The sequence below is a fragment of the Vibrio sp. 10N.286.46.A8 genome (assembly GCF_041470165.1).
Classification (GTDB): Bacteria; Pseudomonadota; Gammaproteobacteria; order Enterobacterales; family Vibrionaceae; genus Vibrio; species Vibrio tasmaniensis_A.
The window spans coordinates 1-26,183 of record NZ_JBFRLX010000131.1; the positions used below are offsets into that span (position 1 = coordinate 1).

Consider the following 26,183-nt stretch of genomic DNA (forward strand, 5'->3'; position numbering starts at 1 on the left):
TAGATGCTAGATGCTAGATGCTAGAAAATACGAAGCCGCTGGGGTTAAATCCAGCGGCTTTTCTTTTATCTATATCAAACTGAAAGCATTACGCTTTCTCGGCTGCTAGCTGCTCAAGAGCCTGAATAGAAGTCTCTGAAACCAATGTTCCATCCATGTAGTAACTGACCTTGTCACCATCACGAACCCCCGTCAGAACAGCCTTCTGGCCATCGTTATAGGTGATGTCCATTTGAATGGTGTTCTCATCGATCTGTTGCATCTCACCCCATTCAATATGGCGATTATTGAACCCAAGTGGTGCATCTTTCAGTGAATCGTCAAGGCTATCGTTCACATCAATCATAGTATCGACTTTACTATCGAATATATGAGGCGCGCCAGTCAGTGGGTTTTTCCCTGCCCAGAATTCGATCGAGTTAAATACGATGTAATCGGCTGCGAATGTTAAAGCGTAAACTGGAGCAAGCAAGAAGTTGACCCCTGCACGAGCGTAACGGTTATCTACAACCTCAACGTTGAACTTCATTAATTTACCAGTAACGGCATTACTACCGACACACCCAGCTAACGACATGACAATCGCTGCCACTGCAACTGCTTTTGTGATTGTTGTTTTCATAGATCCCTCTTATGCCACGATGATTGATTCAGTTTTTGAACGGCCAAATTGAATTGTTCTTGTATGAACACAAGAAATGATGGCCTAACAAATTGATTCCATAACATTTAGCGTAGTGGAGATTTTTAGAACAGCAAACTGCAAACCTAATTTGTTTCGCTCTGGTTCCGGAAGAGTTGCCAATAAAAAAGCGCAGACCTTTCGATCTGCGCTTTTCGTTTTTGCTTAACCTAGCCTAGATTAATGCGGCCTGTAAGAAAGTGATTAACCCACATTCTTACGTGCGTTTTGGAACATACGCATCCAAGCGCCGTTCTCGCCCCAACCTTCTGGAGACCAAGAGTTTGCAACCGTACGGAATACACGCTCTGGGTGAGGCATCATGATAGTCACACGGCCATCCGTCGTTGTTAAACCAGTGATAGCGTTTGGCGAACCGTTCGGGTTGTTCGGGTATTGCTGCGTTTGGTTACCGTTGTTGTCAACGTAACGTAGGGCAACTGTACCTGAGTTTTCAATCGCGTTTAGGTGGTCGTTATCACGCACTTCTACGCGGCCTTCACCATGAGAAACAGCGATTGGCATACGAGAGCCTTCCATACCGTTGAAGAACACAGAATCTGACTTCTGAACTTCAACGAGGCTGAAACGTGCTTCAAAACGCTCAGATTCGTTGCGAACGAAACGTGGCCAGTACTCAGCACCAGGGATTAGCTCGCGCAGGTTAGATAGCATCTGACAACCGTTACACACACCTAGAGAGAAGGTATCTTCACGCTTGAAGAAGTTCTCAAACTGGTCACGCGTAGAGTCGTTAAACAGAACCGACTTAGCCCAACCTTCACCAGCGCCCAGTACATCACCGTAAGAGAAACCACCACAAGCCACAAGGCCGTTGTACTCTTCAAGTACCGCTTGACCCGTTAGGATGTCGCTCATGTGAATGTCAGTTGCTTCGAAGCCTGCACGGTCAAATGCGGCTGCCATTTCAACGTGAGAGTTAACACCCTGCTCACGTAGAATCGCCATTTTAGGCTTAGCGCCCGTGTTGATGTAAGGAGCAGCAATGTCTTCGTTTACGTCAAAGCTTAGTTTCACGTTCAGACCTGGGTCTGAGTTGTCTTTCTTCGCTTCATGTTCTTGGTCTGCACAGATTGGGTTATCACGTAGACCTTGCATCTTGTGCGTAGTTTCAGCCCAAATAGTACGTAGTTCAGTACGGTTACGCTCAATCACTACAGACTCGCCAGACTTAATCACTAGCTCATCAGATGCTTCAACAGAACCGATTACGTGTGAACACGCTTCTAGACCATTTGCTGCAAGAGTAGAAAGAACTCCGTCTAGGTCGTCGTTACGAACTTGGATTACCGCACCTAGCTCTTCGTTAAATAGTGCAGCTAGTGTGTCTTCACCTAAAGCTTCAATGTTTGCATTAACACCACAGTGACCTGCGAACGCCATTTCAGCTAGCGTTACGAACAGACCGCCATCGCCTTTATCGTGGTAAGCGACAACTTGGTCGTTTGCTACAAGTGCTTGAACGCCTTCGTAGAAACCTTTTAATTGTGCTGCATTGTCTACGTCTGCTGGCTTATCACCAAGCTGCTTGTAAACTTGCGCTAGTGCCGTTGCACCAAGACGGTTTTTGCCGTTACCTAAGTCGATAAGAACTAGGCTTGTATTACCCTTGTCAGTGCGAAGCTGAGGCGTAATCGTCTTACGAACATCTTCAACACGTGCAAATGCAGTGATAACAAGAGATAGCGGAGACGTTACTTCTTTCTGCTCGCCGTTCTCTTCCCACTTAGTCTTCATCGACATTGAGTCTTTACCCACAGGGATAGTTAGACCCAGAGCCGGACATAGCTCTTCACCAACCGCTTTAACCGCTTCGTAAAGACCTGCATCTTCACCTGGGTGACCTGCTGGAGACATCCAGTTAGCTGATAATTTAATGTGTTTGATATCGCCGATGTTCGTCGCTGCGATGTTAGTGATTGCTTCACCAACCGCTAGGCGAGCTGACGCGCCAAAGTCTAAAAGTGCTACTGGCGTACGCTCACCAAGAGACATCGCCTCACCATGGTAAGAGTCGTAGCTTGCTGCTGTTACTGCGCAGTTTGCTACAGGAACCTGCCATGGGCCAACCATTTGGTCACGAGCTACAAGGCCTGTTACCGAGCGGTCACCGATAGTGATAAGGAATGTTTTCTCTGCCACTGTTGGTAGGCGAAGAATACGGTCAACCGCTTCGTTTAGTTCGATACCAGAACGGTCAATCGCTGGGTTGTTTGCTTTTAGCGTTTTCGCGTCACGGTGCATCTTAGGCGTTTTACCTAATAGGATGTCCATAGGCATATCGATTGGCGTGTTGTCGAAGTGTGAATCTTCTAATTTCAGATCACGTTCTTCTGTTGCTTTACCAACCACCGCGTAAGGTGCACGTTCACGCTTACAAATCGCATCGAATGTTGCCATGTCTTTATCAGCAACCGCCATTACATAACGCTCTTGAGATTCGTTACACCAGATCTCAAGTGGGCTCATGCCCGGCTCATCGTTTGGCACGTCACGTAGATTAAAGATACCGCCACGCTCGCCGTCGTCTACTAGCTCAGGAAGAGCATTCGAGATACCGCCCGCGCCCACATCGTGGATAAATGCGATTGGGTTCGCATCACCAAGCTGCCAACAACGGTCGATAACTTCCTGACAACGACGCTCCATCTCTGGGTTTTCACGTTGTACAGAAGCAAAATCCAGGTCTTCAGAAGAAGAACCCGAATCCATTGAAGATGCAGCGCCACCACCAAGGCCAATGTTCATTGCTGGACCGCCAAGAACGATTAGACTTGCACCTACTGGGATCTCTTTCTTCTGAACATGATCATCACGAATGTTACCTAGACCACCAGCCAGCATGATTGGCTTGTGGTAACCACGAACTTCTTCACCTGCGTGAGAGTTTACTTTCTCTTCGTAAGTACGGAAGTAACCTAATAGGTTTGGACGACCAAATTCGTTGTTGAATGCTGCGCCACCAAGAGGACCTTCAAGCATGATATCCAAAGCAGTAACGATACGGCTCGGCTTACCAAAGTCAGTTTCCCAAGGTTGAACGAAGTTCGGAATTTTCAGGTTAGATACAGAGAAAGCAACCAGACCTGCTTTTGGCTTACCACCAATACCAGTTGCGCCTTCATCGCGGATTTCACCGCCTGAACCTGTTGATGCGCCCGGCCATGGAGAGATTGCCGTTGGGTGGTTGTGCGTTTCAACTTTCATCAAGATGTGTGTTTTTTCTTGGTGGTAGTTGTACTGGCGAGTTTCTGGATCTGGGAAGAAACGACCCACTTCAGAACCTGTCATTACCGCTGCGTTATCTTTATAAGCAGACAGAACGTGCTCTGGTGTCGTTTCAAAGGTGTTCTTAATCATCTTGAACAATGATTTTTCTTGCTTAACGCCATCGATAGTCCAATCAGCGTTAAAGATCTTGTGACGACAGTGCTCTGAGTTCGCTTGTGCAAACATCATTAGTTCGATGTCAGTCGGGTTACGACCTAACTTCTCGGTGAAGCTTTCAAGAAGGTAATCGATCTCATCTTCTGCAAGTGCAAGACCTAGGGTAACGTTTGCTTTTTCAAGCGCTTTACGTCCGCCAGTTAATAGGTCAACTTCCGCATAAGGAGCAGGCTCAGCCACGGTAAATAGTGCCGCCGCTGATTCGAAGTCAGTGAAAACCACTTCCATCATACGGTCGTGCAGGATTGCTTTCAGCTCAACAAGTTGAAGCTCAGAAAGTTCGGCAGAGGTTTCAATGTAGAAAGCAGTACCGCGCTCTAGACGTGACACTTTAGCCAGTCCACAGTTGTGTGCGATATCTGTTGATTTTGAAGACCAAGGCGAGATAGTGCCCGGGCGTGGCGTTGCAAGCAGCAGTAAACCTTCAGGTTCATGCTCTTCAATCGTTGGACCGTAAGTCAGTAGCTTTTCTAGCTTCTCAACTTCAGACTCATCTAGGTCTGCCGTTAGATCAGCAAAGTGGGCAAACTCAGCGTAAATACCTGTTACAGGTAAGCTTAATTCACGACAAAGCTCTAAAAGCTTGTTAACACGAAACTCAGATAGAGCTGGGGAGCCACGCAAAATTCTCATGTGCTTAGGTCTCTTATGCAGTTGATTAAGGTAGTATTGGAATAAATTCAGTGGGTTACAGGAACAACCTAACTGTTTTCTTCGAAGCTATTCCCGAAGGTTGCCAAACCTATGCCGATTCCACCTCTTCAATGCGAGCGCATTATAAAGCATTTCTTTTTGTGACGTAACACCAAAAGCAACCGTTTGCGTGATTTTTTTTATCTTTATGCGTAAATGGTACTTTTGCTGCATTTATCAGCACTTTTACAACTGTTTAAATAAACCTGCTTTGCCAGCCTTGCGGGGTTTGGTATAAAGGGGCTTCCACTTTTCGAGATTTCATTTTGATGCCTAAATTTACGCTCATCTTTTCGTCTAAGTTCCTTCTGCTTGCCATTGCCCTAGTTGGGTTAGCTGGATGCCAGATTGAGTCAGAACCTAAAAGTGTCCTTGAGCAGATACGAGAGCGAGGCGTTCTTCGCGTCGGCACCCTAAATAACCAACTCTCTTATTACATTGGTCCCGATGGCCCTGCTGGTTTGGATTACGAGTTAGCTCGTGAATTTGCGCAGGAGCTTGGTGTCCAGCTTGAGATTAAACCCGCTTACCGTTTATCCGGCCTCTTTCCAGCCTTAAAGAAAGGCGAGATCGATCTTATCGCGACAGGGTTAACGCAAAACAATAACCTGACACGCGCTTATCGCGCTGCGCCCGCCTATTACTATGTAAGCCAGCAAGTGGTGTATAAAAAAGGACAGTGGCGCCCAAGAAACCTTCAACAACTGATCAAGTTCGAGAATAAGCGTCAAGCTGATTTCGTAAAAGCACAAACTGAATCAGAAGAAACGGCATCTACCGAAACATTGACGCCATCTTTGGTGGTAGTGAAGGACTCACATTTTGAGCCAACACTAAAACAGATCCAGAACAAGCACGATGACTTTATCTACGATGCAATAGGTAATGCTGACATCAATGACCTGCTAAAAGAAGTGTCGACTGGTGAACGCTTGTTTACTGTTGCGGACTCGATTGAGCTGTCACTCGCACAACGTTTATACCCAGACGTAGCCTTAGCTTTTGAACTGACAGAAGATCAACCTATCTCTTGGTATTTACAGAAATCTGAAGATGAAAGCCTTTATGCATTACTGATTGAGTTCTTTGGTAACCTAAAACAGTCTGGTGAACTGGCTTCACTAGAAGAAAAATACATCGGCCATATCGGCACTTTTGATTACGTTGATACTCGTGCATTTATCCGTGCATTGGATAGCAAGCTGCCAAAATGGTCGCCACTATTTCAGAAATATTCTCAAGAATTTGACTGGCGCTTGATTGCCGCTTTAGCATACCAAGAGTCACACTGGAATCCTGTTGCACGCTCTCCAACCGGTGTTCGAGGCATGATGATGCTGACACTGCCTACTGCGAAGAGCGTTGGTGTAACCAATCGTCTCGACCCGAAACAGTCGGTACAAGGCGGTGTTGAATATTTACGTCGTATCGTGAATCGAGTGCCCGACTCAATCACTCAGCATGAAAAGATCTGGTTTGCGCTTGCCTCATATAACGTAGGTTACGGGCACATGATGGATGCTCGTCGCTTAACCAAAGCACAAGGCGGTGATCCTGATGCTTGGGGTGATGTGAAAGACAGGCTTCCTCTGCTAAGACAGAAGAAGTACTACAGCAAAACTCGTTACGGGTATGCGCGTGGTGATGAAGCAAGGAATTACGTTGAGAACATTCGCCGTTATTATCAGAGCATTATTGGCCATGTAAATAAGCGTAATAAAGAGGAAGAAGCGAGCCTTGAAGGTTTGGTAGTTATCCCACCTCTAGAGGTATCAAATGCTGAATCAACAATCAGTGAAACTGAATCCGCAGTGAACGACGCTGAGTCTTCCAAATAAAAGAAAAAGAGCAATGCCATTTAGCATTGCTCTTTTTTATTGCATCACGATAAATGACCAAAACAAACAAAACGCCTGCGATATCCAGAGTGTCATATTGCAGTAACAATCGAACTTTATAACGTCACACCATAAGCGACATAATGCTCTGTTGCATTCAGCTCTTAGCCATCACGATAGTGGTTCAGAAAGCCAACGCTAAGTTCGTGGCAAAGCTTATAAGCAAATAACCACTATAATTAAAACTGAAGTCATACTTACAAAGCCAGACGACAAATAGGAAATCGTTGAAATGATGAAGAACAAACTGAAATCGAAACGCCTTGATAAGACCGTTGCTGCCAACCGTCGTAAGCGTATGCTTTCAAATAATAAGAAGAAGATCATTTGGCGCAACCGTGCTTTCATGCAGATGATTGCTGAGTAAAAGTAATGACCAACTAAGTTTGCTTGGCACTCTTATGATTGAGAGTGCCGAAAGATCGCTGCTATTTTTTGTTGCAGACCTTGTTCTTGTTACTGACCTTATTCTTATTACTTGCCTTGTCAGATTCTAAACGCTGCTCTTCCTGCAAACGCTCAAGCTTTCGCTTCTCTTTGATCTCTTTTCTACGGCGCTTAAAAAACGCCTGTAATTGTTCACGACACTCTTCCTCTAACAAACCATGCTCAACATCGGCATAGTGGTATGAGGCTTGGCTTTCAAAGAGATTCAATACCGTACCCGCCGCACCCGCTTTTAAGTCTGGAGCACCAAACACAATGCGCTTTACTCGGCTGTGTAATAAGGCACCCGCGCACATTGGGCACGGTTCTAAGGTGACATACAAGGTGGTATCAAGTAAGCGATAGTTTTCCAAGGCTTGACCTGCTTTACGCAAGGTTTCGATTTCTGCATGTGCGGTTGCATCGTGGCAGCCAATCGAGCGGTTCCATCCTTCAGAGATAACCTCCCCATCTTTCACTAGAACAGCACCAACGGGAACCTCTCCCTCTTTTTCTGCTTGCTTAGCTACCTCGATGGCGCGTCGCATGAAGATTTCATCTTGAGGGCTGAATTGATGGTCTGACAAAGGGAGCTCCAGAAAACAAAGGATAAAAACGAAAATAGGTATGCGGTGAAGCATACCTAATCTTCGTGATAATGAACAATAAAGAGATAAGAGGCAATGAACAATCGCCGCTTACTGATTAGGCGGATCGCTAGCTATTGCGCCTTCTATGTCATCGGCTATTTGCGTCGCTTTGATACTCACAATGCGATTGTTCTCAACAGAGATAACTTCAAACTGCCACTGCTGGTATTGAACAACTTCACCGGCATCAGGTAAGCGCCCTATTAACCAAGTCACTAGGCCATTCAACGTTTGGAAGCTCTCGCTTTCACCCTCAAAATCCGACAGCTCTAAGCGGTTTTTCAGTTCACTGATAGGAATCAATCCATCCACCAGCAATCCATCTTCCACTTGCTCTGTCCAAAGATCTTTAGGGTTGTTCGATAACTCACCAGCAATCGCCTCTAGGATATCGTAATGAGTCACAAGGCCTTGAACATCGCCATATTCATCAACAATGAATGCCATCTCTGTACCCGACTCTTTAAAATAGCCAAGTAGACGTAAAGCCTTCATCGATTCAGGAACATAGATCGGAGAGCGAGATAGCCCCATGATCACTTGAATGTTTAAATTGCCCGCCTGATTCAATAAGGCTTTGGCTGACACCGTACCGACCACTTTATTGAGGTGGTCTTGGCACAATGGAAACACACTATGCTTTGAACTGCGCAGCTTTTTAAATATCTGCTCAACCGGTTGGCTAATATCCAGAAAGTCGACGTCTCGACGTGGCGTCACCAACGAGCTCACCAAACGGTCATCAAGCTGTAAGATATTGCGAATCATCTCTTGCTCGCCACGTTCAATCACACCAGATTCCGAGCCTTCTTTCACGAGTGCATGAATATCATCTTCCGTCACACTGTCTTCTTCGCCACCACGTCCCATTAACTTGAGAATACCTTCCGTAGAAGCAGACAACGCAAACACAAACGGCGTCGCAATTTTAGATAACCAGAAGATAGGCAGCGCGACTAGCACAGCAATGTTTTCAGCTTGAGATTGAGCAAAACGTTTTGGCACTAGCTCACCTACAACAATCGCGAAGTAAGTAATACCCACAACGACTACCGTGGTAGACAGGATATTCGCTTGTGTTGGATCGAGTCCCCACAGTTCAAGTTGAACGGCCAGTGGAGCAGAAAGCGTCGCCTCACCCACAATACCGCTGAGTAGGCCGATTACCGTAATACCGATTTGAATGGTTGAAAGGAAGCGGGTTGGATTTTCTTTGAGCTCAAGAGCAACCTGAGCGGAGCGATGTTTTTCGGCTAAGCGTTTCAGCCGACTATTCTTTGCTGCTACCAGTGCAATCTCTGACATGGCAAACAGACCATTTAAAACAATTAACCCTACTAAAAGCAGAATCTTCATGTGGCTTGGATTTCCTAAATTTACCGGCCAACAATTAGCCGTAATCCGGAGTATAAGCTGAGTGCCTTTATTTTGAATATAAAAAGTTTTGGATATAGAAAGTTTGGGATATAAAAAGTCTTGGATAAAAAAAACAGAAAAAAATAGCAAAAAAAAGCCCGCACATTTCGGTGCGGGCTTAGCAATGAATAAAGCTTAATTTTGCTTAGTTCAATCTTACATTGTGTAAGTGTAAGGAGCTTGGATACCTAGCGGGATACCAAGAGCCCAGTAACCTAGCAAGAAGATAGACCAACCGATTAGCATAGCAATCGAGAATGGCATCATTAGAGAAGCTAGAGTACCGATACCTGTCGACTTAACGTAACGTTGACAGTAAACAACAACCAGTGGGAAGAACACCATCAGTGGAGAGATGATGTTAGACACTGAATCGCCTACACGGTAAGCCGCTTGAGATAGCTCAGGAGAGATACCCACAACCATTAACATAGGAACTAAGATAGGACCAATCAGTGCCCACTTTGCTGAAGCTGAACCTACAAGAAGGTTAACTGAAGCCGTTAGTAGAATCATACCAACAACCGTTGCTTCGCCAGGAAGATCCATTGCTTTCAAGCCTTCAGCACCGTAAAGCGCCAGCATAGTACCGATGTTTGATTGAGCAAATGCTGATAGGAACTGAGCACAGAAGAACGACATTACAATGTATGCGCCCATCGTTGCCATCGTCTCAGACATTGCTTTGATAACATCATTACTATTCTTGAATGTACCCGCTACACGGCCGTAGACGATACCCGGAATAATAAACAGGATGAAGATCAGAGGAACGATAGACTTCATTACTGGTGCTGAGAACGCCGTTAGTTCGCCTTCTGGTGAACGAAGTGCTGAGTTTTCAGGCATTAGAGCCGCGATAAGCAGACCAATACCGGCAACCATTGCCCAACCAGCGAATTTGAATGCTTTAGATTCAATGGCTGTGAACGTACCTAGATCAGGTGCTTGTTCTGCATCTTCATCTACGGGCGTATTAGCAAGACGAGGCTCGATGATTTTCTCTGTAACGTACCAACCAATTGCCACAATTAGAATTGAAGACAAACCAGTAAAGAAGATGTTCGCTAGAGGGTTGATCACATATGCAGGGTCAAGAACGTTTGCCGCTGTTTGAGTGAAACCTGCGAGTAGCGGATCAATACCTGAAGGAATGAAGTTCGCTGAGAAACCACCTGATACACCAGCAAACGCTGCTGCAATACCCGCTAGAGGGTGACGACCCGCAGCGTGGAAGATGATACCGCCAAGAGGGATTACTAGAACGTAACCTGCATCTGCTGCTGTGTGAGACACGATAGCAACAAGGATTAGCATTGGCGTTAGCAACTTAGCTGGCGTGAAATTCAGCATCTTCTTAAGGCCAGTCGTAATGAAGCCTGAAGAGTCAGCAACGCCAACACCTAGCATAGCAACAAGTACGATACCTAGCGGTGCAAAGCCTGTGAACGTGGTAACCATATTCGCTAGGAAGCTAGCAAGCGCTTCACCAGTAAGTAGGTTGTTTACTTCAAGAGCAGCACCCGTTTGAGGGTTGATTAGGTCGAATGAAAGGTTCGACAAAAGTGCAGATGCTACCCATACAATAACTAGAGCCCAGAAGAACAAAATTGCTGGATCTGGAATTTTGTTGCCGGCGCGTTCAATGAAGTTTAGAAAGCGGTCCATACCACTGATCTTCTCAGTCGATGGTGCTTTTTTTACGGCTTGGTTACTCATGGTAACTCCATATGTGATGTTGTTTGTTTAGGCCTAATATAAGTTTTGACCATGGCCTATTGGTACAGCACATATTCTATTAAAGTCGCTGTTAAAAAGCACAAGGTTCCACATCATTTTCCATAAATGGAGACATATTTTGCAAAAATACTGTACAACAGCAACAATATAAAAACACAAAAAACACCATTCCATATACAGGGTTTTAACTGGCACGTAAACAATGTCCGAGGAGTGAAAACTATCAGTAAAGGAGAAGCGTAGGGCTTGGCATGCAGTAAACGTTTGCTTAATAGATCAATCAAATTCACTGTATTTAGAGAGCATAGTTTCGAGGCGAATGCTTTGCGCACGGTTCATGCGATCTTGCCATGCAACAGTCACCGTAATGTTTTTCAAAGCGTGAGACAAGGCACCACTGGCATTTGTCACCTCACAGCTCATCGTATACCCAGAGCCCGACAAACCAGATAAAGGATCCGAACTTGTCGCATTGCGACAGTAGTCCGCTTGATTGAGATCCGTAAAAAGGATTAACCCTACAGCTCCCCCCACATCCGATACACGAGTTCGATAATACTCCATCTGCCTTTCAGCAAAGTGAAGCGCTTCTACACTGTGCAGCGCGTAATCCGATTTTTGTTCTGCATAGACCTGTAGCTTAACCAACCCTAGCGAAGCGATACCGATCAATAGAAAAGAGATCAGGACCTCTATCAAGCTAAAACCTGAATTTTTATAAGTCATTCCATGATCCCTTTTTCCATTTGGCTTTCAAAGGAACACTATGGGGGTTGTATTCGCCTGTGTAATCTAAGTTAATCGAACCTTGAATTGTCGATAACCCGCCTACTGAATCAAAGAACATCCCTCCCTTGGGAAAAAAAGAAGCAAATCCAATATAAACCGAATTGCTCTGCACTAAGCCGGCGATAGGTATCGTATTTGGAACTTTGGCCCATAAGCCGCTCAATAGGTCCGTATCAACATCAGGTGAGGCTGGTTCGTCGTATATGATCATATCATTTAGGTGATAAAAGGAACCATCAAACACACTTGCATTACCGTTCGCAACGATGCCATCTTGAATCACTAATGAACGTGGAGTAATAACACCGGGGATAGGTTCTACCACATTAATTGGTGGGTGATAGACCACGCAATCACCTATCACCCACACCTTATCTTTGCCACTAGTAAAGGCGTTATTAATCGCTTGGCTACACTTATTACCTTGATACTTCCCATTGACTAAATCAATGTGCTTGGGGGGAGATACAGTCCTGTCAATGAGGTCAATCACATGATAATCACGCTTAATCTGGTCAATATTTTCTGGCGTTTTAGATACCCCAAAGTAATTAGAGAAAGTATCGATGGCTGGGTCAAATTTGAAATCTGATTGAAAAGCATTTGAAGGCAATGACCCAACTGAATCAATGGTTGCATTGCGGCTAATATCGGTTGTCGGTTGGCAAGACTCAAAGGTAGGAAAAGGAGGGAGGCCGCCCGTAGGTGTGATTGTCTTTAAACGCCCGCCGCCTTGGTTTTTATAGATCACACTATCTAAGAACCGAACAGACACACATTCGTTAATACCACCGACCGCAGTAAGACTAATATCTGGGGTAATATCGATATTGTGATCAGAAATAAACTCCAAACTCGAATTGGTTTGCATCGCCCCTAGCCCCGACGAATTGTTAAAACTTATCTCTTTGTTGAGAGATAAATAGTGAGCACTCGACACCAATATATTCGGTGTTAGGTTATCTGATTTCAACGTGAGGACTTTCGACTGCTGACAGTGATTCATTAAATCATTGGGAATAGCCGTGAGATCATTTTCAGCTATATAGGTAAAACCACACTCCAACCCAGCCTCCGCGTTCCAATGAGCTTTGCGAACTTGAACTTCATTCTGCGCGACCTTAATTTGATGAAAAACACTGCGATAGGTGCCCAAAGTAACAATTAAAGCACTCAACACTAAAACAGATGTGATTAACAACGTAGCTACTCCAGCTTGCTGCTTTACCGAGGTCATTGCCAATTCCTTTGCTTAACGGTTATAGCGACGCCTTTAGAGATCCCAGCACTCGGAATTGACGCAACAATATTCAAATCAGTGAGCGTAGTGCTCACCCCATTTTTGCTCAACACTTGTGAGGATATTGATAAATCGTCGACGGAAATAATGCTATCGTCGAAAAGTGAGTAGCATGAGGTAACTTGATCATGGGCTAAAATGTTCCCTGAAGTAAGAACGCCCTTTTCACAAATTTTCAATCGAGTCCCCTCCTTTTTATACACGATATTCCTGTAATTTTTTCCGTCAGTTGATCCCTCTTTCAAATAGACAAACCCCACCTCAACACCACCGCTAACATGAATCGTATTAACGGCATCTAATAGCTTCAGGGATTCACCATTTGAACCATCGTAGCCTGCTCGTTGAATATCCTCTTTCATTACCTGCATCGTGCTCGTAAGGTTTTGCAGCAGCAATAGCTCAATACCTTTATCTTTGGCTATTCTGTGCCCCGTCATAAATACGCTGCCGATAATAGCAATCGCGAATACACCAATAACGGAGGTGACCATCAGTTCAATGAGAGATGCGCCCTTTTGCTTTCGCAAGCTTCTGCTGCGGGCCTTAGCAAGCATAGTAACCATACTGAGCGCCTGATTCGCCGCACACTTTAATTCGCCCAGGAGGGCTAGATAGTTTAATCAAAAGCCGGTCGGTTGAAGCTCTTTTAGGAGCCAAATAAATCGTACCTCTGGCAGGCCTTCCTCTTACACTTTCAAAGCTGATTTTTGAGCCTGTATAGTTATGAGAAAACGATAAATCTCGAAACGGTTCTCCCGACAACATCAGCAATGTATCACCAGACAGATCTTCCGTAGGCTTCAACCATACTGTCCACTCCCCCGTAGATTGCTCTTCATTTTTAGCCGTCGAGAAATGTACCCAGAGTTTTTGATTTCTTTTCACAGACTCAGACTTTGCCTGTACTAAGAAACCATTCAACTCCCCAGCAAGGCGCTGTATCTTGACTGTTTGGGTGACTGAACTAAAACTCGGAGTAGCCGTCGCTACCAATATCGACAGTATCGACACCGTTATTAACAGCTCTAATAAAGTAAACCCGCGAGTCATTTCCCAAATTCCTATGTAATCAGGTGCGTAAGCATATTTAATCTTGCACCGATGCTACCACCCGAGAAAAATGGACAGGGTTATGAAAGGAAACTACTCGTGAAGATTCGAATAAAAAGATGTAACAACAACAATTTAAGTATGAAAGGAATGACACTGATCGAAGTATTGATCGCTGTTGCCATTGTAGGAGTACTCAGTGCAATAGCTTATCCAAGCTACACAAACCATGTTTTAAAATCGCATCGAATGACAGCGATAGGAGATATGGCAAAAATTCAACTTGAACTTGAGAGTGCTTACGCCGGAAATTATGCCACAGCTGCTGGAAACATAGTTTCGGGAGGGACGTGCTCGTTTTGCGATACCGATACAAGCAGGTACACACTAACAATTTCGGCTAGCAGTACCTCATACTCCATTCAAGCAGAACCACACGCACCACAGACAAATGATGACTGCTTAGACTCACCGACTGATATTCTGGAGTTACATCACTCGGGTGTTTCAGAGCCAGAAGCGTGTTGGAAGTAACAAGAACAACCACCAAAGGGCTCGATAATTTATCTGAGAAATCTCGACTCTTTCTTCTCTGATCTTCTTTTCTCTGATCTACAGATACAAAAAAGCCTGCACACTGGCAGGCTTTAAAAATTTCAAATCACTATCAATTACTTAGTTAGGTCATCAAAGAAGTTTTTCACGCCGCTGAAGAAACCTTCAGATTTTGGCTTGTGCTTGCTTGCAGCTTCACCACAACATGTTTCTTCAAATTCGCGCAGTAGTTCTTTTTGACGAGAGCTTAGCTTAACCGGTGTTTCAACCACTAGCTTAACGATTAGGTCACCCACACCGCCGCCACGAACGCCTTTCACGCCTTTGCCACGCATACGGAACATACGGCCCGTTTGTGTCTCTTCTGGCACTTTAAGGTTTACACGGCCATCGAGTGTTGGAACTTCAACTTCACCACCTAAAGCAGCCATAGAGAAGCTTACTGGCACTTCGCAGTAAAGGTTGTTGCCGTCACGCTCAAAGATATTGTGCTCTTTTACGTGTACTTGTACGTACAAGTCGCCAGCTGGAGCGCCGTGCTCTCCAGCTTCGCCTTCGCCAGATAGACGAATGCGATCACCAGTATCAACACCTGCTGGGATCTTAACGTTAAGCGTTTTCGTCTTCTGTTTACGACCTTGGCCATGACATGAGTTACATGGGTCTTTGATGATCTTGCCTTTACCATTACAAGTAGGACAAGTCTGTTGAACCGCAAAGAAACCTTGGCGCATTTGTACCTGGCCGTGGCCATGACAAGTACCACACGTTTGTGCAGAAGAACCCGCTTTCGCGCCGCTACCATCACAAATGTCACATTCAACAAGTGTTGGTACTTCAATCTCTTTAGATACACCACGAACGGCTTCTTCTAGAGAAAGCTCCATGTTGTAACGCAAATCAGAACCACGTTGAGCACGCGCTTGACCGCCGCCACGACGACCGCCGCCGAAGATATCGCCAAATACGTCACCGAAGATATCGCCGAAGTCACCTTGGCCACCGCCGCCGTAACCGCCGCCACCCATGCCACCTTGTTCAAAAGCTGCGTGGCCGTATTGGTCGTAAGCTGCTTTCTTTTGAGCATCGGTTAGGATCTCGTACGCTACTTTTACTTCTTTAAATTTGTCTGCTGCGCTTTCATCACCCTGATTACGGTCCGGGTGGAATTTCATCGCTAAGCGTTTGTACGCTTTTTTAATATCGCGCTCTGATGCATCGCGGCTTACGCCTAATACTTCGTAAAAATCACGTTTTGACATGTTCTAGGTCACCAAAATAATTGCTACTGCCGAATGATCACTTCAGCAGTCTGTGTATCAATCTAGATAAAAGTTCTGTCGGCTGAAACGCCGAATAAAGCTATTATCTAGATCGACAAGTCTAAATACAAATTTACGGGCGTGAGAGTTACCTCTGACGCCCGCAATAATAAGTCTTTGAGACAATGAATTTCTAAGCAAGTAGCTTGAGTTCTAGGAGGAAGCGCGGAGCCTACGCTAGTAGGTGAGCACTTCCGACAACGAAATCAGGCTACTCTGCGACGAAATTATTTTTTGTCTTCTTTTACTTCTTCGAACTCAGCGTCTACCACATCGTCGTCTTGCTTAGGTTGTTCACCAGCGTCAGCACCAGCTTGTTCAGCTTGAGCTTTCTGTTGAGCAATTTCCATTAGCTTTTGAGCTGCTTGCATAAGTTCTTGAACTTTAGCGTCGATAGCTTCTTTGTCGTCACCAGACTTAACTGATTCTAGAGCTTCGATAGCTGCTTCGATTTTAGCTTTCTCGTCTGCAGGTAGAGCTTCACCAGCTTCTTCTACTTGCTTCTTAGTGCCGTGAATCATTTGGTCAGCTTGGTTACGTGCAGTTACTAGCTCTTCGAACTTCTTGTCAGCTTCTTTGTTAGCTTCTGCTTCTTGAACCATTGCTTCGATCTCTTCCTCAGACAAACCGCCTGATGCTTGGATAGTGATCTTCTGCTCTTTACCTGTCGCTTTATCTTTAGCAGATACGTTCAGGATACCATCAGCATCTAGGTCGAATGTTACTTCAACTTGTGGCATGCCACGTGGTGCTGGTTGGATACCTTCTAGGTTGAACTGACCAAGAGACTTGTTGTAAGTCGCTTGCTTACGCTCACCTTGAAGAACGTGGATAGTTACTGCGCTTTGGTTGTCTTCAGCTGTAGAGAACACTTGATCCGCTTTAGTAGGGATAGTTGTGTTTTTCTCGATAAGCTTAGTCATTACGCCGCCCATCGTTTCGATACCGAAAGATAGAGGAGTAACGTCTAGAAGAAGAACGTCTTTAACTTCACCAGCTAGTACACCACCTTGAACAGCAGCACCCATTGCAACAGCTTCGTCAGGGTTCACGTCTTTACGTGGCTCTTTACCGAAGAATTCAGTTACTTTAGCTTGAACCATAGGCATACGAGTCTGACCACCAACTAGGATAACGTCAGTGATTTCGCCTACAGATAGGTCAGCATCTGCTAGAGCAACTTTTAATGGCTCAAGAGAACGTTGAACTAGGTCTTCAACTAGAGACTCAAGCTTCGCACGAGTCACTTTGATGTTCATGTGCTTAGGACCAGTCGCATCAGCAGTAACGTAAGGTAGGTTTACGTCAGTTTGAGTCGTAGAAGAAAGCTCGATTTTCGCTTTTTCTGCTGCTTCTTTAACACGCTGCATTGCTAGTGGATCAGCTTTAAGGTCGATACCTTGCTCTTTCTTGAACTCATCTACTAGGTAGTTGATCATGCGGTTATCGAAATCTTCACCACCAAGGTGAGTATCACCGTTAGTTGAAAGAACTTCGAAAGTCTTCTCGCCTTCTACTTCATCGATTTCGATGATAGAGATATCGAATGTACCACCACCAAGGTCGTATACAGCGATAGTGCGATCACCACCTTGCTTGTCTAGGCCGTAAGCCAGAGCAGCAGCAGTAGGTTCGTTGATGATACGTTTAACATCTAGACCAGCGATACGGCCAGCATCTTTCGTTGCTTGACGTTGAGCATCGTTGAAGTAAGCAGGAACAGTTACTACTGCGCCAGTTACTTCTTCGCCTAGGAAGTCTTCAGCTGTTTTCTTCATTTTCTTAAGAACTTCAGCAGATACTTGAGGAGCAGCCATTTTTTGGCCTTGCGCTTCAACCCATGCATCACCGTTATCAGCTTTAACAATGTTAAAAGGCATGATTTCGATATCGCGTTGAACTTCTTCATCTTCAAAACGACGACCGATTAGACGCTTAATCGCGTATAGCGTGTTTTGAGGGTTAGTAACAGCTTGACGTTTCGCAGGTTGACCAACTAGCGTCTCGCCTTCAGTGTATGCGATTACCGATGCTGTTGTGCGTTCGCCTTCAGCATTTTCTAATACGCGTGGTTTGTCACCGTCAAGAACAGCAACACAAGAGTTAGTAGTACCTAAATCAATACCAATGATTCGACCCATCAGGCTTTCTCCGAATAAATTCTATTTAGTTTTTTGCTATACCCACTATGTGGGGGGTAGTAATCAGGGATTCAACCCTAATACACAAATTTAAATGCAAATGTATTTTGCTTTCGTATGCACCATAGATAAGGGCTCACGAATCCTTTTCAAGGGGGATACTGGATTTTTTCACATTTATTTTGATAAAAGGAATGGTTAGACACGAATACATATCATTACCTTCACGTAAGCCCAGTAACTGGGTTTATCACCCAATAAAAAACGGAGCCACTTAGGCTCCGTTTGTCTACTCAGGCTTTCCACTTAGATTTCATCTATAGAGGAAAATCTCTGATTACGCTTCTGCTTTCTTTAGCTCAGCTTCTTCGTTTGTTTCAACGCCGATTTCGCCTTCAGACTTAGCAACAATAGTGTTAACCGCTGTATCACCTACTACGTTAGAAGAAGTACAGAACATATCGTTGATACGGTCTACCGCAGCAATGATAGCTAGACCTTCTGGTGGTAAACCTAGTTGGTGCAATAGAACACCTACCATTACAACACCACCACCAGGAACACCACCAGCACCGATAGACAGTAGCAAGATAGTTAGACCCAGAGTAAAGATGTCAGCCGTGTTGATTGGTTGACCGAATGCGTTTGCTACGAACATTGTCGCTAGTGCGATGTAGATAGAAACACCAGACATGTTCATTGTCGCACCCAGTGGTACACCGAAGCCTGCCACAGATCTTGATACACCAAGCTTTTCAGTTAGAGTGCGCATTGTTACTGGGATAGTCGCGTTCGAACTTGCCGTCGATAGTGAGAAAAGGATTTGCTCACGAGTTGCGCGTAGGAATTGCTTAGGCGTAATACCTGTCGCGATACCAACCATCATTGGGTAGAAGAAGAAAATCCAGAACACTAGCATCGCAACAACAAGCGCTACGTAGCCCGCTACAGACATAAGTGTCTCAGCGTTCAGTGTCGCACCTAGTTGAATCATCAGAGCGAATACACCAAATGGCGCCAAGCTCATGACTAGGCCGATAAGCTTCATCATGATTTCGTTAGCCATCTTGAACGTTTTGATCGCTGGACCGCCACGTGAATCAAGAGCCTGAATAGCAAGACCAGTCAAAATCGCCATGAAGATGATCTGTAGCATGTCGCCGCTTGCAAACGCCTGAACTGGGTTGCTAGGAACGATGTTCACAACAAGAGAGAAGATATCTGGAGTTTCAGTTGTTGTTAGTTGAACTGTCTCAGAGATCGTTCCGGCTAAATCTGCACCAGCACCCGGTTGGAAAATAAGGCCAACAGTTAGGGCTGCAGAAATCGCGATGATGGTGTTGATAATGTAAAGAGCAAAAGTTTTACCACCTAGGCGACCGAAAGAACGGATGTCTTTCAATTCAACAATTCCGCAAACGATAGATACGTATACCAGTGGAACAACCAATAGTTTGATCAAAGAGACAAACATACCACCGACACCTTCTGCTAGACCTAGCAGGTAAGTATCAAATACTGCAATACCGTTGAATAGGTACTGAATAGCAGTACCAATAAGTAGGCCGGCAAACAAGCCTACAAAAATCTTACTTGAGAGCGATTTATCCATCGTTCTTCTCCAGTTTGTTGTGTTTGAAATTTGTACTTTTATAGTTATATATGCGATTCAAATCGCTATATCGCAGTGGATTTTACATACAAAGATAACAATTAAAAGCATTTATTTACAAAAACATTACAAGTGTGACATCAAAACATTTCCTTATTAACAACCAGTTTCATAATATAAAACTCTAAATCATTGTTCTGGGTAATATAAAAAGAACAACATTCTTAATGCGGTTTTGATGACTATTTACGTGGGGTCTCAAGTTATAGGCACAAAAAAAGAGAGGCATATGCCTCTCTTTTCATTTTACGTAAACCAGTGATTTATTTTGTCGCCGCGACTTACTCAGTCAATGCGCGACTCAATCACTTGGCAGCGTAACACGTCATTACTTAGCAACCATAACCATCGCAGGGCGAACCACACGACCGTTTAACTCGTAACCTTTTTGCATTACGAACATAACCGTGTTTGATTCGTGATCTGGACTTTCTTGGATAGACATCGCTTGGTGGAATTCAGGATTGAACACTTCACCTTCAGGGTTGATCTCTTTAAGACCAAACTTAGCAACTGTGTCTACGAACGTTTTGTGCGTTAGCTCAACACCTTCAAACAGTGGCTTAACCACTTCGTTTTCAGCATCTGCCGCTTGCATTGCACGCTCTAGGTTGTCGATGACAGGAAGTAGACCTTCAGCAAACTTGTTCAAAGCGAATTTACGCGCCTTATCAATTTCTTGCTCGCTACGGCGACGCATGTTTTCAACTTCAGCTTTTGCGCGAAGAACAGAATCTTGCTGCTCTTTCACTTTAGATTCGCTAGAAAGTAGTGCAGCTTCTAGTTGAGCGATTTTTGCTTCTTGCTCATCAACAGACTCTTCATTTAGCTCAGCTTCTTCAACTTTCTCAGCTTCAGCAATGATTTGATCTAGCTCTTCTTCCGTTACTTTGTTTTCTTCGTTGCTCATGATCTCTCCAGAATTCGTTTTCAATGCAAGTGACAGGTGTGTTTGCACCCCAAATTGATATAAAACACTCGCATAGACGTTCAACTTGCCTTTATTATGGGGATGAAGAATTTTGATTCAAGCCTAATTCGTTTGGAAACGTTATGAAAAAGCCATTTGAAGTCATCGCCATTATTGGTAAACCTCGAGATCAGCAAGCAATTCAGACTCATAGAGAGCTCTATCAGTGGTTAAGTACTGAGGGTTATCAAGTGTTTGTGGATGACAGACTCGCTACAATTTTAGACGATATCCCACAAGAACATTTTTCTAGCCTAATTGAATTAGGTAAACGCGCCGATCTCGCCATTGTGGTGGGTGGTGACGGAAATATGCTCGGTGCCGCTAGAATCTTGTCACGTTTCGATATTTCAGTGATTGGCGTAAACCGAGGTAACCTAGGTTTCCTTACCGATCTTAATCCTGAAAACTTCCAGAGTGCGCTTACTGATGTACTCAAGGGTGAATTCATGGAAGAAGAGCGCTTCTTACTTGAAACTGAAATTCATCGTCATGGCCAAATAAAAAGCCACAACGCCGCACTCAACGAAGCAGTACTTCACCCCGGTCAAGTCGCACATATGATCGAGTTCGAAGTGTATATCGATGACAGCTTCGCCTTCTCACAGCGTTCTGATGGCTTGATCGTATCAACACCGACAGGTTCAACCGCCTATTCGCTTTCTGGTGGTGGTCCTATCCTGTCATCAAGCTTAAATGCAATTTCATTAGTACCGATGTTCCCGCACACCCTTTCAAGCCGACCACTTGTGGTGGATGGAAAGCGTCGTATCAAGCTGATTGTATCGCCTGATAACCGCGGAACTCAGGAAGTCAGTTGCGATGGTCAAATCTCGCTACCGGTTTCCCCTGGCGATGAGATCCACATTTACCAAAGCCCGAATGTGCTCAAGCTGATCCACCCTAAAGATTACAATTACTACCATGTTCTACGTAACAAACTAGGCTGGTCGAGTAAGTTGTTCTAAAAGAATAAAAGCTCCAGTGGTAACCGAAAATTTGAAAGGCTGACGACATTCGTCAGCCTTTTTTATTGCCCATAGAAAGCCCGTCGGCTCTCGCTTCTCGTCAATTTTCTTATACCGTCATTATCAAGAGGGAGGAACGATCGAATTGGGAATCTATAGCGGTTTCAGTGATCTACGAACAACCTCAATTCTGAGATCTGTCGCAAAAAATTTTCACCTGCTGACTTTACTGTATAAAGAAACAGTATATACTGAGCTTATATACAGTATTGTTCAGTTATACAGGTAAATAAAAATGCTGGCTCATCTAAGTGTTAATAATTTCGCTATTGTTAAGTCTTTACAGCTAGAACTCTCTAAAGGCATGACAACAATCACCGGAGAAACTGGTGCGGGTAAATCTATCGCTATCGACGCTTTAGGCTTGTGTCTTGGAGGAAGATCTGATGCAGGAATGGTTCGACAAGGTGAAGAAAAAACCGAAGTCAGTGCCGCTTTTTTACTTGAGAACAATCTGCATGCTACCCGCTGGTTAGAAGACAATGAACTGCTTGATGGCGGTGAATGCATCCTACGCAGAACCATCTCTAAAGAAGGTCGTTCTCGCGCATTCATCAACGGCAGTCCCGTGCCTCTTTCACAATTAAAATCGCTTGGACAGCTGTTGATCAACATTCATGGTCAACACGCGCACCATCAGTTGATGAAAAGCGATTACCAAATGGCCATGCTTGATCAATACGCAGGTCACTTGAACCTATTGAAATCGACACGTAATGCTTACCAAGCCTGGCGACAAGCCGATAACCACTTGAAAGAGTTACGTGAAAATAGCCAGCAAAACCAAGCTCAAAAACAACTTCTTGAATACCAAATCAAAGAGTTAAATGAGCTGTCTATTGGGGAGGAAGAATATGAAGACCTCGAACAAGAGCATAAGCGCCTCTCCAATAGCGGAGAACTGGCCACAACCTGCCAACAAGCTATCGAGCTTATTTATGAAGGTGAAGAAGTTAATGCGCTTGGTATTCTGCAATCGGCCAATAACTCCTTAATTCAGTTAGCGGAGCTAGATGAAAGATTGGCTGAGTTACCAAACTTATTGTCTGAAGCCATTATTCAGATTGAAGAAACCAATAACGAGTTAAGGACATACCTAGATGGCATTGATGTCGATCCAGGTCGTATGGCTTACGTTGAAGAGCGCTTCTCAAAAGTAATGTCGATGTCTCGTAAACATCACGTGTTGCCAGAAGAGCTTTATAAGCACCATCAAGACTTATTACAACAAGTTGAAGCGCTTGATTGCTCTGATGAAAAGTTGGAAGAATTAGCAAACGAGGTAGAAAACCAATACCAATCGTTCGTGGCTAAATCAGAGAAACTTCATAAGTCTCGAACTCGTTACGCAAAAGAGCTCAACAAGCTGATCACGCAAAGCATGCACGAACTGAGCATGGAAAAAGCGCAATTTGCCATTGAAGTGAACAACACCAACACACACCCTTCCCCATTGGGTATGGATAACGTGACCTTCATTGTTTCGACCAACCCAGGTCAACCAATGCAGCCGATTGCTAAAGTGGCTTCTGGTGGCGAGTTATCACGAATCTCACTAGCGATTCAGGTGATCACAGCGCAAAAAGTGGATACACCAAGCCTGATTTTCGATGAAGTCGATGTGGGTATCAGTGGACCAACCGCTGCGGTTGTCGGAAAAATGCTTCGAAAACTGGGCGAATCTACGCAAGTGATGTGTGTGACGCATTTACCTCAAGTTGCCGGTTGCGGTCACCAACAGCTGTTTGTTGCGAAGAACACGAAATCAGGTAAAACCGAGACTCAAATGCACACGCTTGATGAACAACAACGCGTTTCAGAGCTTGCTCGACTGCTTGGTGGCAGCCAAATTACCGAATCGACGCTTGCCAACGCAAAAGAGTTATTAATCGCAGCATAGGTTACATATTCAGCAACTTTCTGATAATTTACCGAAAATTCTTGGCAATTTTGCAACTTAATTCAAAATTGCCAGTCATAACAAGCTCAAAGCGCAAGGAGCTTTTTACTTCTTGCTGGAGCTTGTTTATTATCAGGCAGTATTTTAGCGAAGAAAGATCTCAAACTATGCGAATTAAAAAGTGGTTAGTTGCAGTTCCACTTGCACTAACAATGTTGACCGGTTGCTCTCTACTAGAGAAGTTGGTTTATCGAATTGACATCAATCAGGGTAACTATGTTGAACAAGAAGCTGTCGATCAGCTCAAGTTTGGCATGACAAAAACACAAGTTCGTTACGTTATGGGCTCACCTATGCTTATCGAAAATGGCTACCCAGATACGTGGTACTACATTTACCACCACCAAAAAGGCCATAACGACCCTATTCAGAAAAACCTTGTCGTGAACTTTGATGCCACTGGTACTCTAGTGACGATCAATGGTGACTTTGAAGCCAGTGATGAGTTCTTCGAAAGCCTTCGCTAGCTTTCCAGTCAACAAAGCCAGAATCGAAAAAGCCTGCTCACAAGCAGGCTTTTTAATATCTGCTAACAAATTAGCTGCGTGTCTAACCAACAGGCACAAAAAAGCTCGCCAACATAGCGAGCTCTCTTCTTAGTCAAACTTGTTTGGCATTACGATTTAGCAGCGGCCGCTTTTGCTTGTTCAGCACGCTTACGGCGAATCTCTTTTGGATCGGCTAACAGTGCTCGGTAGATTTCGATACGATCTTTATCGCGAACCGTCGCATCTAGCTTAACGTTGCGGCTGAACACACCAACCTTGTTTTTTGCTAAGTCGATCTCTGGGTATAATTCCAAAACGCCAGACTGCGCAATGATCTCTTCAACGGTCGCGTGCTTGTTTACTACTAAAGTAAACACACGCTGTTCATGCGGAAGTGCAAACACAACCTCTACGTGGATCATATCCGATTCAATAGTCATGGCTTAGTAGACCTGCTTCGCGCGTTGAGTAAAAGCACTTACCATATTACTCGTCAGCTCATTGAAAACCTTACCAAATGCCATTTCAATCATTCGGCTAGAGAATTCAAACTCTAACTTAAGCTCAACCTTACACGCTTGCTCATCGAGCGGAGTAAAATACCAACCACCCTGCAGCTTTTTGAACGGGCCGTCCACCAGCTCCATCAAGATCTCAGCGCCATCCGCTAAGCGGTTAGATGTGGTAAATGTTTTACTGATACCCGCTTTAGAGACATCAACCGAAGCCACCATAGTTGAATCTGAAGATTCGATCACACGTGAACCAGAACACCCTGGCAAAAACTCGTGATAACGAGCAACATCATTGACCAAGCTGAACATCTGGTCGGCACTAAACGACACTAATGCTGAACGAGTAACCTTTGGCATATAGACTCCTGTTAAAGACAGCGTTACATTAACACAAACTGCAATTTTAATTGTATTGGGCCAGAGCGCAAATAAAAAGGATTCCCCAACTAGGGTGCAATCCGTATAATGAGGCCATTATGGCAAAGAATAAATCAAAATCAAAAGCCGGTAGTAATACCATTGCGCTTAATAAGAAAGCTCGCCACGAATATTTCATCGATGATGAGATAGAAGCGGGGCTTGAGCTACAAGGCTGGGAAGTAAAATCCCTACGTGAAGGCAAAACCAATATCGCAGAAAGCTACGTCTACATCCGAGACGGCGAAGCATTCATCAGTGGTATGACGATCACTCCGCTAACTCAAGCGAGTACTCATATCGTGGCGAACCCAACACGCATCCGTAAACTACTAATGTCGAGAAAAGAACTCGACAACCTTATCGGTCGTATTAACCGTGAAGGCATGACGCTTGTCGCAACCGCACTTTATTGGTCTCGCTCTTGGGCGAAGATTAAAGTTGGCGTAGCGAAAGGTAAAAAGCTGCACGATAAACGTACTGATATGAAAGAAAAAGATTGGGCGAGAGATAAAGCACGAATTATGAAGAGTAATTTGCGTTAATTTTAAGCACTTAAACGCACAGTGCTAGACAGGCAAAGCTTTTCTGGTACTATGCAAATAACACTTGGGGCTGATTTAGGATTCGACAGGAATTTTGAAGTCTGAGGTGCATGCCGTGGGGCGGTTGGCCACGTTAAAAGCCGCAAAAAAATAGTCGCAAACGACGAAAACTACGCACTAGCAGCTTAATAACCTGCTCAGAGCTCTCTTACCCTAGCTTCCGCTCGTAAGACGGGGACCAATAAGAGATCAAACCCAAACTAGCTAGCGCGGATTCTCCCACCTGAGAGGAAAAGCGCGAATAACAATTCAGGTTAGCCTTTAACTAGCGTGTCGGTTCGCAGGTTGCTGGTGAAATTAAAGATCGACTAAGCATGTAGTACCAATGATGAATGATTTTTGGACGCGGGTTCAACTCCCGCCAGCTCCACCAAACGTTTGGAAAGGGCCAACTC

Annotated in this window: 22 protein-coding genes and 1 other RNA gene; 8 read left to right on the forward strand and 15 right to left on the reverse strand. The window is 44.6% G+C overall.

Translation table 11 applies throughout. From position 1 onward, the window contains the following. Positions 1-88: 88 nt before the first annotated feature. On the reverse strand, positions 89-622 hold the full coding sequence (locus AB4232_RS13675) for a DUF3332 domain-containing protein (protein ID WP_004735180.1): 534 nt from the start codon (positions 620-622) through the stop codon (positions 89-91). A 264-nt stretch (positions 623-886) separates the two neighbouring features. Continuing rightward, the gene (purL, locus tag AB4232_RS13680; protein WP_372087348.1) at positions 887-4,783 is read right to left on the reverse strand and encodes a phosphoribosylformylglycinamidine synthase; all 3,897 of its coding nucleotides are present in this window, start codon (positions 4,781-4,783) and stop codon (positions 887-889) included. Positions 4,784-5,112: 329 nt separating this feature from the next. Here purL and mltF point away from each other — a divergent pair, with 329 nt between their 5' ends. After that, positions 5,113-6,681 carry a membrane-bound lytic murein transglycosylase MltF gene (gene mltF, locus AB4232_RS13685; protein ID WP_372049477.1) on the forward strand — a complete coding sequence of 523 codons (1,569 nt, stop codon included), beginning with the start codon at positions 5,113-5,115 and terminating at the stop codon, positions 6,679-6,681. Positions 6,682-6,973: 292 nt separating this feature from the next. After that, positions 6,974-7,108: a hypothetical protein gene (locus tag AB4232_RS13690; protein ID WP_010438952.1), complete on the forward strand. Its 135-nt coding sequence runs from the start codon at positions 6,974-6,976 to the stop codon at positions 7,106-7,108. Between the two features lie 61 nt (positions 7,109-7,169). On the opposite strand, the gene tadA is transcribed toward AB4232_RS13690, so the two are convergent. From tadA to AB4232_RS13725, 7 genes are all read right to left on the reverse strand, one after another. Further along, entirely contained in the window at positions 7,170-7,808 is a 639-nt protein-coding gene (gene tadA / locus AB4232_RS13695; RefSeq protein WP_017103935.1) for a tRNA adenosine(34) deaminase TadA, read from the reverse strand. A 57-nt stretch (positions 7,809-7,865) separates the two neighbouring features. After that, a complete protein-coding gene (locus AB4232_RS13700; protein ID WP_372087349.1) occupies positions 7,866-9,173 on the reverse strand; it encodes a hemolysin family protein in 1,308 nt (435 codons plus the stop codon). 216 nt (positions 9,174-9,389) lie between these two features. Beyond that, positions 9,390-10,952, reverse strand: coding sequence for an AbgT family transporter (locus AB4232_RS13705; RefSeq protein WP_012603342.1), 1,563 nt, complete (start codon positions 10,950-10,952; stop codon positions 9,390-9,392). A 297-nt stretch (positions 10,953-11,249) separates the two neighbouring features. After that, positions 11,250-11,699: a prepilin-type N-terminal cleavage/methylation domain-containing protein gene (locus tag AB4232_RS13710; protein WP_371703286.1), complete on the reverse strand. Its 450-nt coding sequence runs from the start codon at positions 11,697-11,699 to the stop codon at positions 11,250-11,252. Next, entirely contained in the window at positions 11,689-12,999 is a 1,311-nt protein-coding gene (locus tag AB4232_RS13715) for a hypothetical protein (protein WP_017098040.1), read from the reverse strand. Before AB4232_RS13715 ends, AB4232_RS13710 begins: the two co-directional genes overlap by 11 nt. After that, on the reverse strand, positions 12,996-13,628 hold the full coding sequence (locus AB4232_RS13720) for a PilW family protein (RefSeq protein ID WP_269337102.1): 633 nt from the start codon (positions 13,626-13,628) through the stop codon (positions 12,996-12,998). Before AB4232_RS13720 ends, AB4232_RS13715 begins: the two co-directional genes overlap by 4 nt. Then, positions 13,609-14,115, reverse strand: a complete 507-nt coding sequence (locus AB4232_RS13725; protein WP_372087350.1) for a GspH/FimT family pseudopilin — start codon at positions 14,113-14,115, stop codon at positions 13,609-13,611. Before AB4232_RS13725 ends, AB4232_RS13720 begins: the two co-directional genes overlap by 20 nt. 51 nt (positions 14,116-14,166) lie before the next feature. On the opposite strand from AB4232_RS13725, the gene AB4232_RS13730 reads away from it, so the two are divergent. Next, a complete protein-coding gene (locus tag AB4232_RS13730; RefSeq protein WP_135382096.1) occupies positions 14,167-14,649 on the forward strand; it encodes a type IV pilin protein in 483 nt (160 codons plus the stop codon). A gap of 137 nt (positions 14,650-14,786) precedes the next feature. On the opposite strand, the gene dnaJ is transcribed toward AB4232_RS13730, so the two are convergent. From dnaJ to grpE, 4 genes are all read right to left on the reverse strand, one after another. Continuing rightward, a complete protein-coding gene (gene dnaJ / locus AB4232_RS13735) occupies positions 14,787-15,932 on the reverse strand; it encodes a molecular chaperone DnaJ (RefSeq protein WP_017100070.1) in 1,146 nt (381 codons plus the stop codon). Positions 15,933-16,219: 287 nt separating this feature from the next. After that, the gene (dnaK, locus tag AB4232_RS13740; protein ID WP_009848331.1) at positions 16,220-18,133 is read right to left on the reverse strand and encodes a molecular chaperone DnaK; all 1,914 of its coding nucleotides are present in this window, start codon (positions 18,131-18,133) and stop codon (positions 16,220-16,222) included. 337 nt (positions 18,134-18,470) lie between these two features. Beyond that, the gene (locus tag AB4232_RS13745; RefSeq protein ID WP_009848330.1) at positions 18,471-19,745 is read right to left on the reverse strand and encodes a dicarboxylate/amino acid:cation symporter; all 1,275 of its coding nucleotides are present in this window, start codon (positions 19,743-19,745) and stop codon (positions 18,471-18,473) included. A gap of 388 nt (positions 19,746-20,133) precedes the next feature. Beyond that, the gene (gene grpE / locus AB4232_RS13750) at positions 20,134-20,715 is read right to left on the reverse strand and encodes a nucleotide exchange factor GrpE (RefSeq protein ID WP_009848329.1); all 582 of its coding nucleotides are present in this window, start codon (positions 20,713-20,715) and stop codon (positions 20,134-20,136) included. A 143-nt stretch (positions 20,716-20,858) separates the two neighbouring features. Between grpE and nadK the strand changes: the two genes are divergently transcribed. The 3 genes from nadK to bamE all read left to right on the forward strand — a co-directional run bounded on the left by nadK (position 20,859) and on the right by bamE (position 24,230). Then, positions 20,859-21,743 (forward strand): NAD(+) kinase, encoded by an 885-nt coding sequence (nadK, locus tag AB4232_RS13755; RefSeq protein WP_009848328.1) that lies wholly within the window; start codon positions 20,859-20,861, stop codon positions 21,741-21,743. Positions 21,744-22,038: 295 nt separating this feature from the next. After that, positions 22,039-23,703, forward strand: coding sequence for a DNA repair protein RecN (gene recN / locus AB4232_RS13760; RefSeq protein WP_102258213.1), 1,665 nt, complete (start codon positions 22,039-22,041; stop codon positions 23,701-23,703). Between the two features lie 167 nt (positions 23,704-23,870). After that, entirely contained in the window at positions 23,871-24,230 is a 360-nt protein-coding gene (gene bamE, locus AB4232_RS13765) for an outer membrane protein assembly factor BamE (protein ID WP_009848326.1), read from the forward strand. A gap of 149 nt (positions 24,231-24,379) precedes the next feature. Here bamE and AB4232_RS13770 read toward each other — a convergent pair whose 3' ends face one another. After that, a complete protein-coding gene (locus AB4232_RS13770; protein WP_009848325.1) occupies positions 24,380-24,691 on the reverse strand; it encodes an RnfH family protein in 312 nt (103 codons plus the stop codon). Between the two features lie 3 nt (positions 24,692-24,694). Next, a complete protein-coding gene (locus AB4232_RS13775; protein WP_004735157.1) occupies positions 24,695-25,123 on the reverse strand; it encodes an SRPBCC family protein in 429 nt (142 codons plus the stop codon). 119 nt (positions 25,124-25,242) lie between these two features. On the opposite strand from AB4232_RS13775, the gene smpB reads away from it, so the two are divergent. Together smpB and ssrA are read left to right on the forward strand one after the other, a co-directional pair. Next, entirely contained in the window at positions 25,243-25,728 is a 486-nt protein-coding gene (gene smpB, locus AB4232_RS13780; protein ID WP_004735156.1) for an SsrA-binding protein SmpB, read from the forward strand. A gap of 66 nt (positions 25,729-25,794) precedes the next feature. Next, positions 25,795-26,161: a transfer-messenger RNA gene (gene ssrA / locus AB4232_RS13785) on the forward strand. Positions 26,162-26,183: the final 22 nt, after the last annotated feature.

Coding starts and splice junctions, on each gene's coding strand:
- AB4232_RS13675 (WP_004735180.1), bottom strand. CDS start 622: ATGAAAACAACAATCACAAAAGCAGTTGCAGTGGCAGCGATTGTCATG.
- purL (WP_372087348.1), bottom strand. CDS start 4,783: ATGAGAATTTTGCGTGGCTCCCCAGCTCTATCTGAGTTTCGTGTTAAC.
- mltF (WP_372049477.1), top strand. CDS start 5,113: ATGCCTAAATTTACGCTCATCTTTTCGTCTAAGTTCCTTCTGCTTGCC.
- AB4232_RS13690 (WP_010438952.1), top strand. CDS start 6,974: ATGATGAAGAACAAACTGAAATCGAAACGCCTTGATAAGACCGTTGCT.
- tadA (WP_017103935.1), bottom strand. CDS start 7,808: ATGCTTCACCGCATACCTATTTTCGTTTTTATCCTTTGTTTTCTGGAG.
- AB4232_RS13700 (WP_372087349.1), bottom strand. CDS start 9,173: ATGAAGATTCTGCTTTTAGTAGGGTTAATTGTTTTAAATGGTCTGTTT.
- AB4232_RS13705 (WP_012603342.1), bottom strand. CDS start 10,952: ATGAGTAACCAAGCCGTAAAAAAAGCACCATCGACTGAGAAGATCAGT.
- AB4232_RS13710 (WP_371703286.1), bottom strand. CDS start 11,699: ATGACTTATAAAAATTCAGGTTTTAGCTTGATAGAGGTCCTGATCTCT.
- AB4232_RS13715 (WP_017098040.1), bottom strand. CDS start 12,999: ATGACCTCGGTAAAGCAGCAAGCTGGAGTAGCTACGTTGTTAATCACA.
- AB4232_RS13720 (WP_269337102.1), bottom strand. CDS start 13,628: ATGGTTACTATGCTTGCTAAGGCCCGCAGCAGAAGCTTGCGAAAGCAA.
- AB4232_RS13725 (WP_372087350.1), bottom strand. CDS start 14,115: ATGACTCGCGGGTTTACTTTATTAGAGCTGTTAATAACGGTGTCGATA.
- AB4232_RS13730 (WP_135382096.1), top strand. CDS start 14,167: ATGCTACCACCCGAGAAAAATGGACAGGGTTATGAAAGGAAACTACTC.
- dnaJ (WP_017100070.1), bottom strand. CDS start 15,932: ATGTCAAAACGTGATTTTTACGAAGTATTAGGCGTAAGCCGCGATGCA.
- dnaK (WP_009848331.1), bottom strand. CDS start 18,133: ATGGGTCGAATCATTGGTATTGATTTAGGTACTACTAACTCTTGTGTT.
- AB4232_RS13745 (WP_009848330.1), bottom strand. CDS start 19,745: ATGGATAAATCGCTCTCAAGTAAGATTTTTGTAGGCTTGTTTGCCGGC.
- grpE (WP_009848329.1), bottom strand. CDS start 20,715: ATGAGCAACGAAGAAAACAAAGTAACGGAAGAAGAGCTAGATCAAATC.
- nadK (WP_009848328.1), top strand. CDS start 20,859: ATGAAAAAGCCATTTGAAGTCATCGCCATTATTGGTAAACCTCGAGAT.
- recN (WP_102258213.1), top strand. CDS start 22,039: ATGCTGGCTCATCTAAGTGTTAATAATTTCGCTATTGTTAAGTCTTTA.
- bamE (WP_009848326.1), top strand. CDS start 23,871: ATGCGAATTAAAAAGTGGTTAGTTGCAGTTCCACTTGCACTAACAATG.
- AB4232_RS13770 (WP_009848325.1), bottom strand. CDS start 24,691: ATGACTATTGAATCGGATATGATCCACGTAGAGGTTGTGTTTGCACTT.
- AB4232_RS13775 (WP_004735157.1), bottom strand. CDS start 25,123: ATGCCAAAGGTTACTCGTTCAGCATTAGTGTCGTTTAGTGCCGACCAG.
- smpB (WP_004735156.1), top strand. CDS start 25,243: ATGGCAAAGAATAAATCAAAATCAAAAGCCGGTAGTAATACCATTGCG.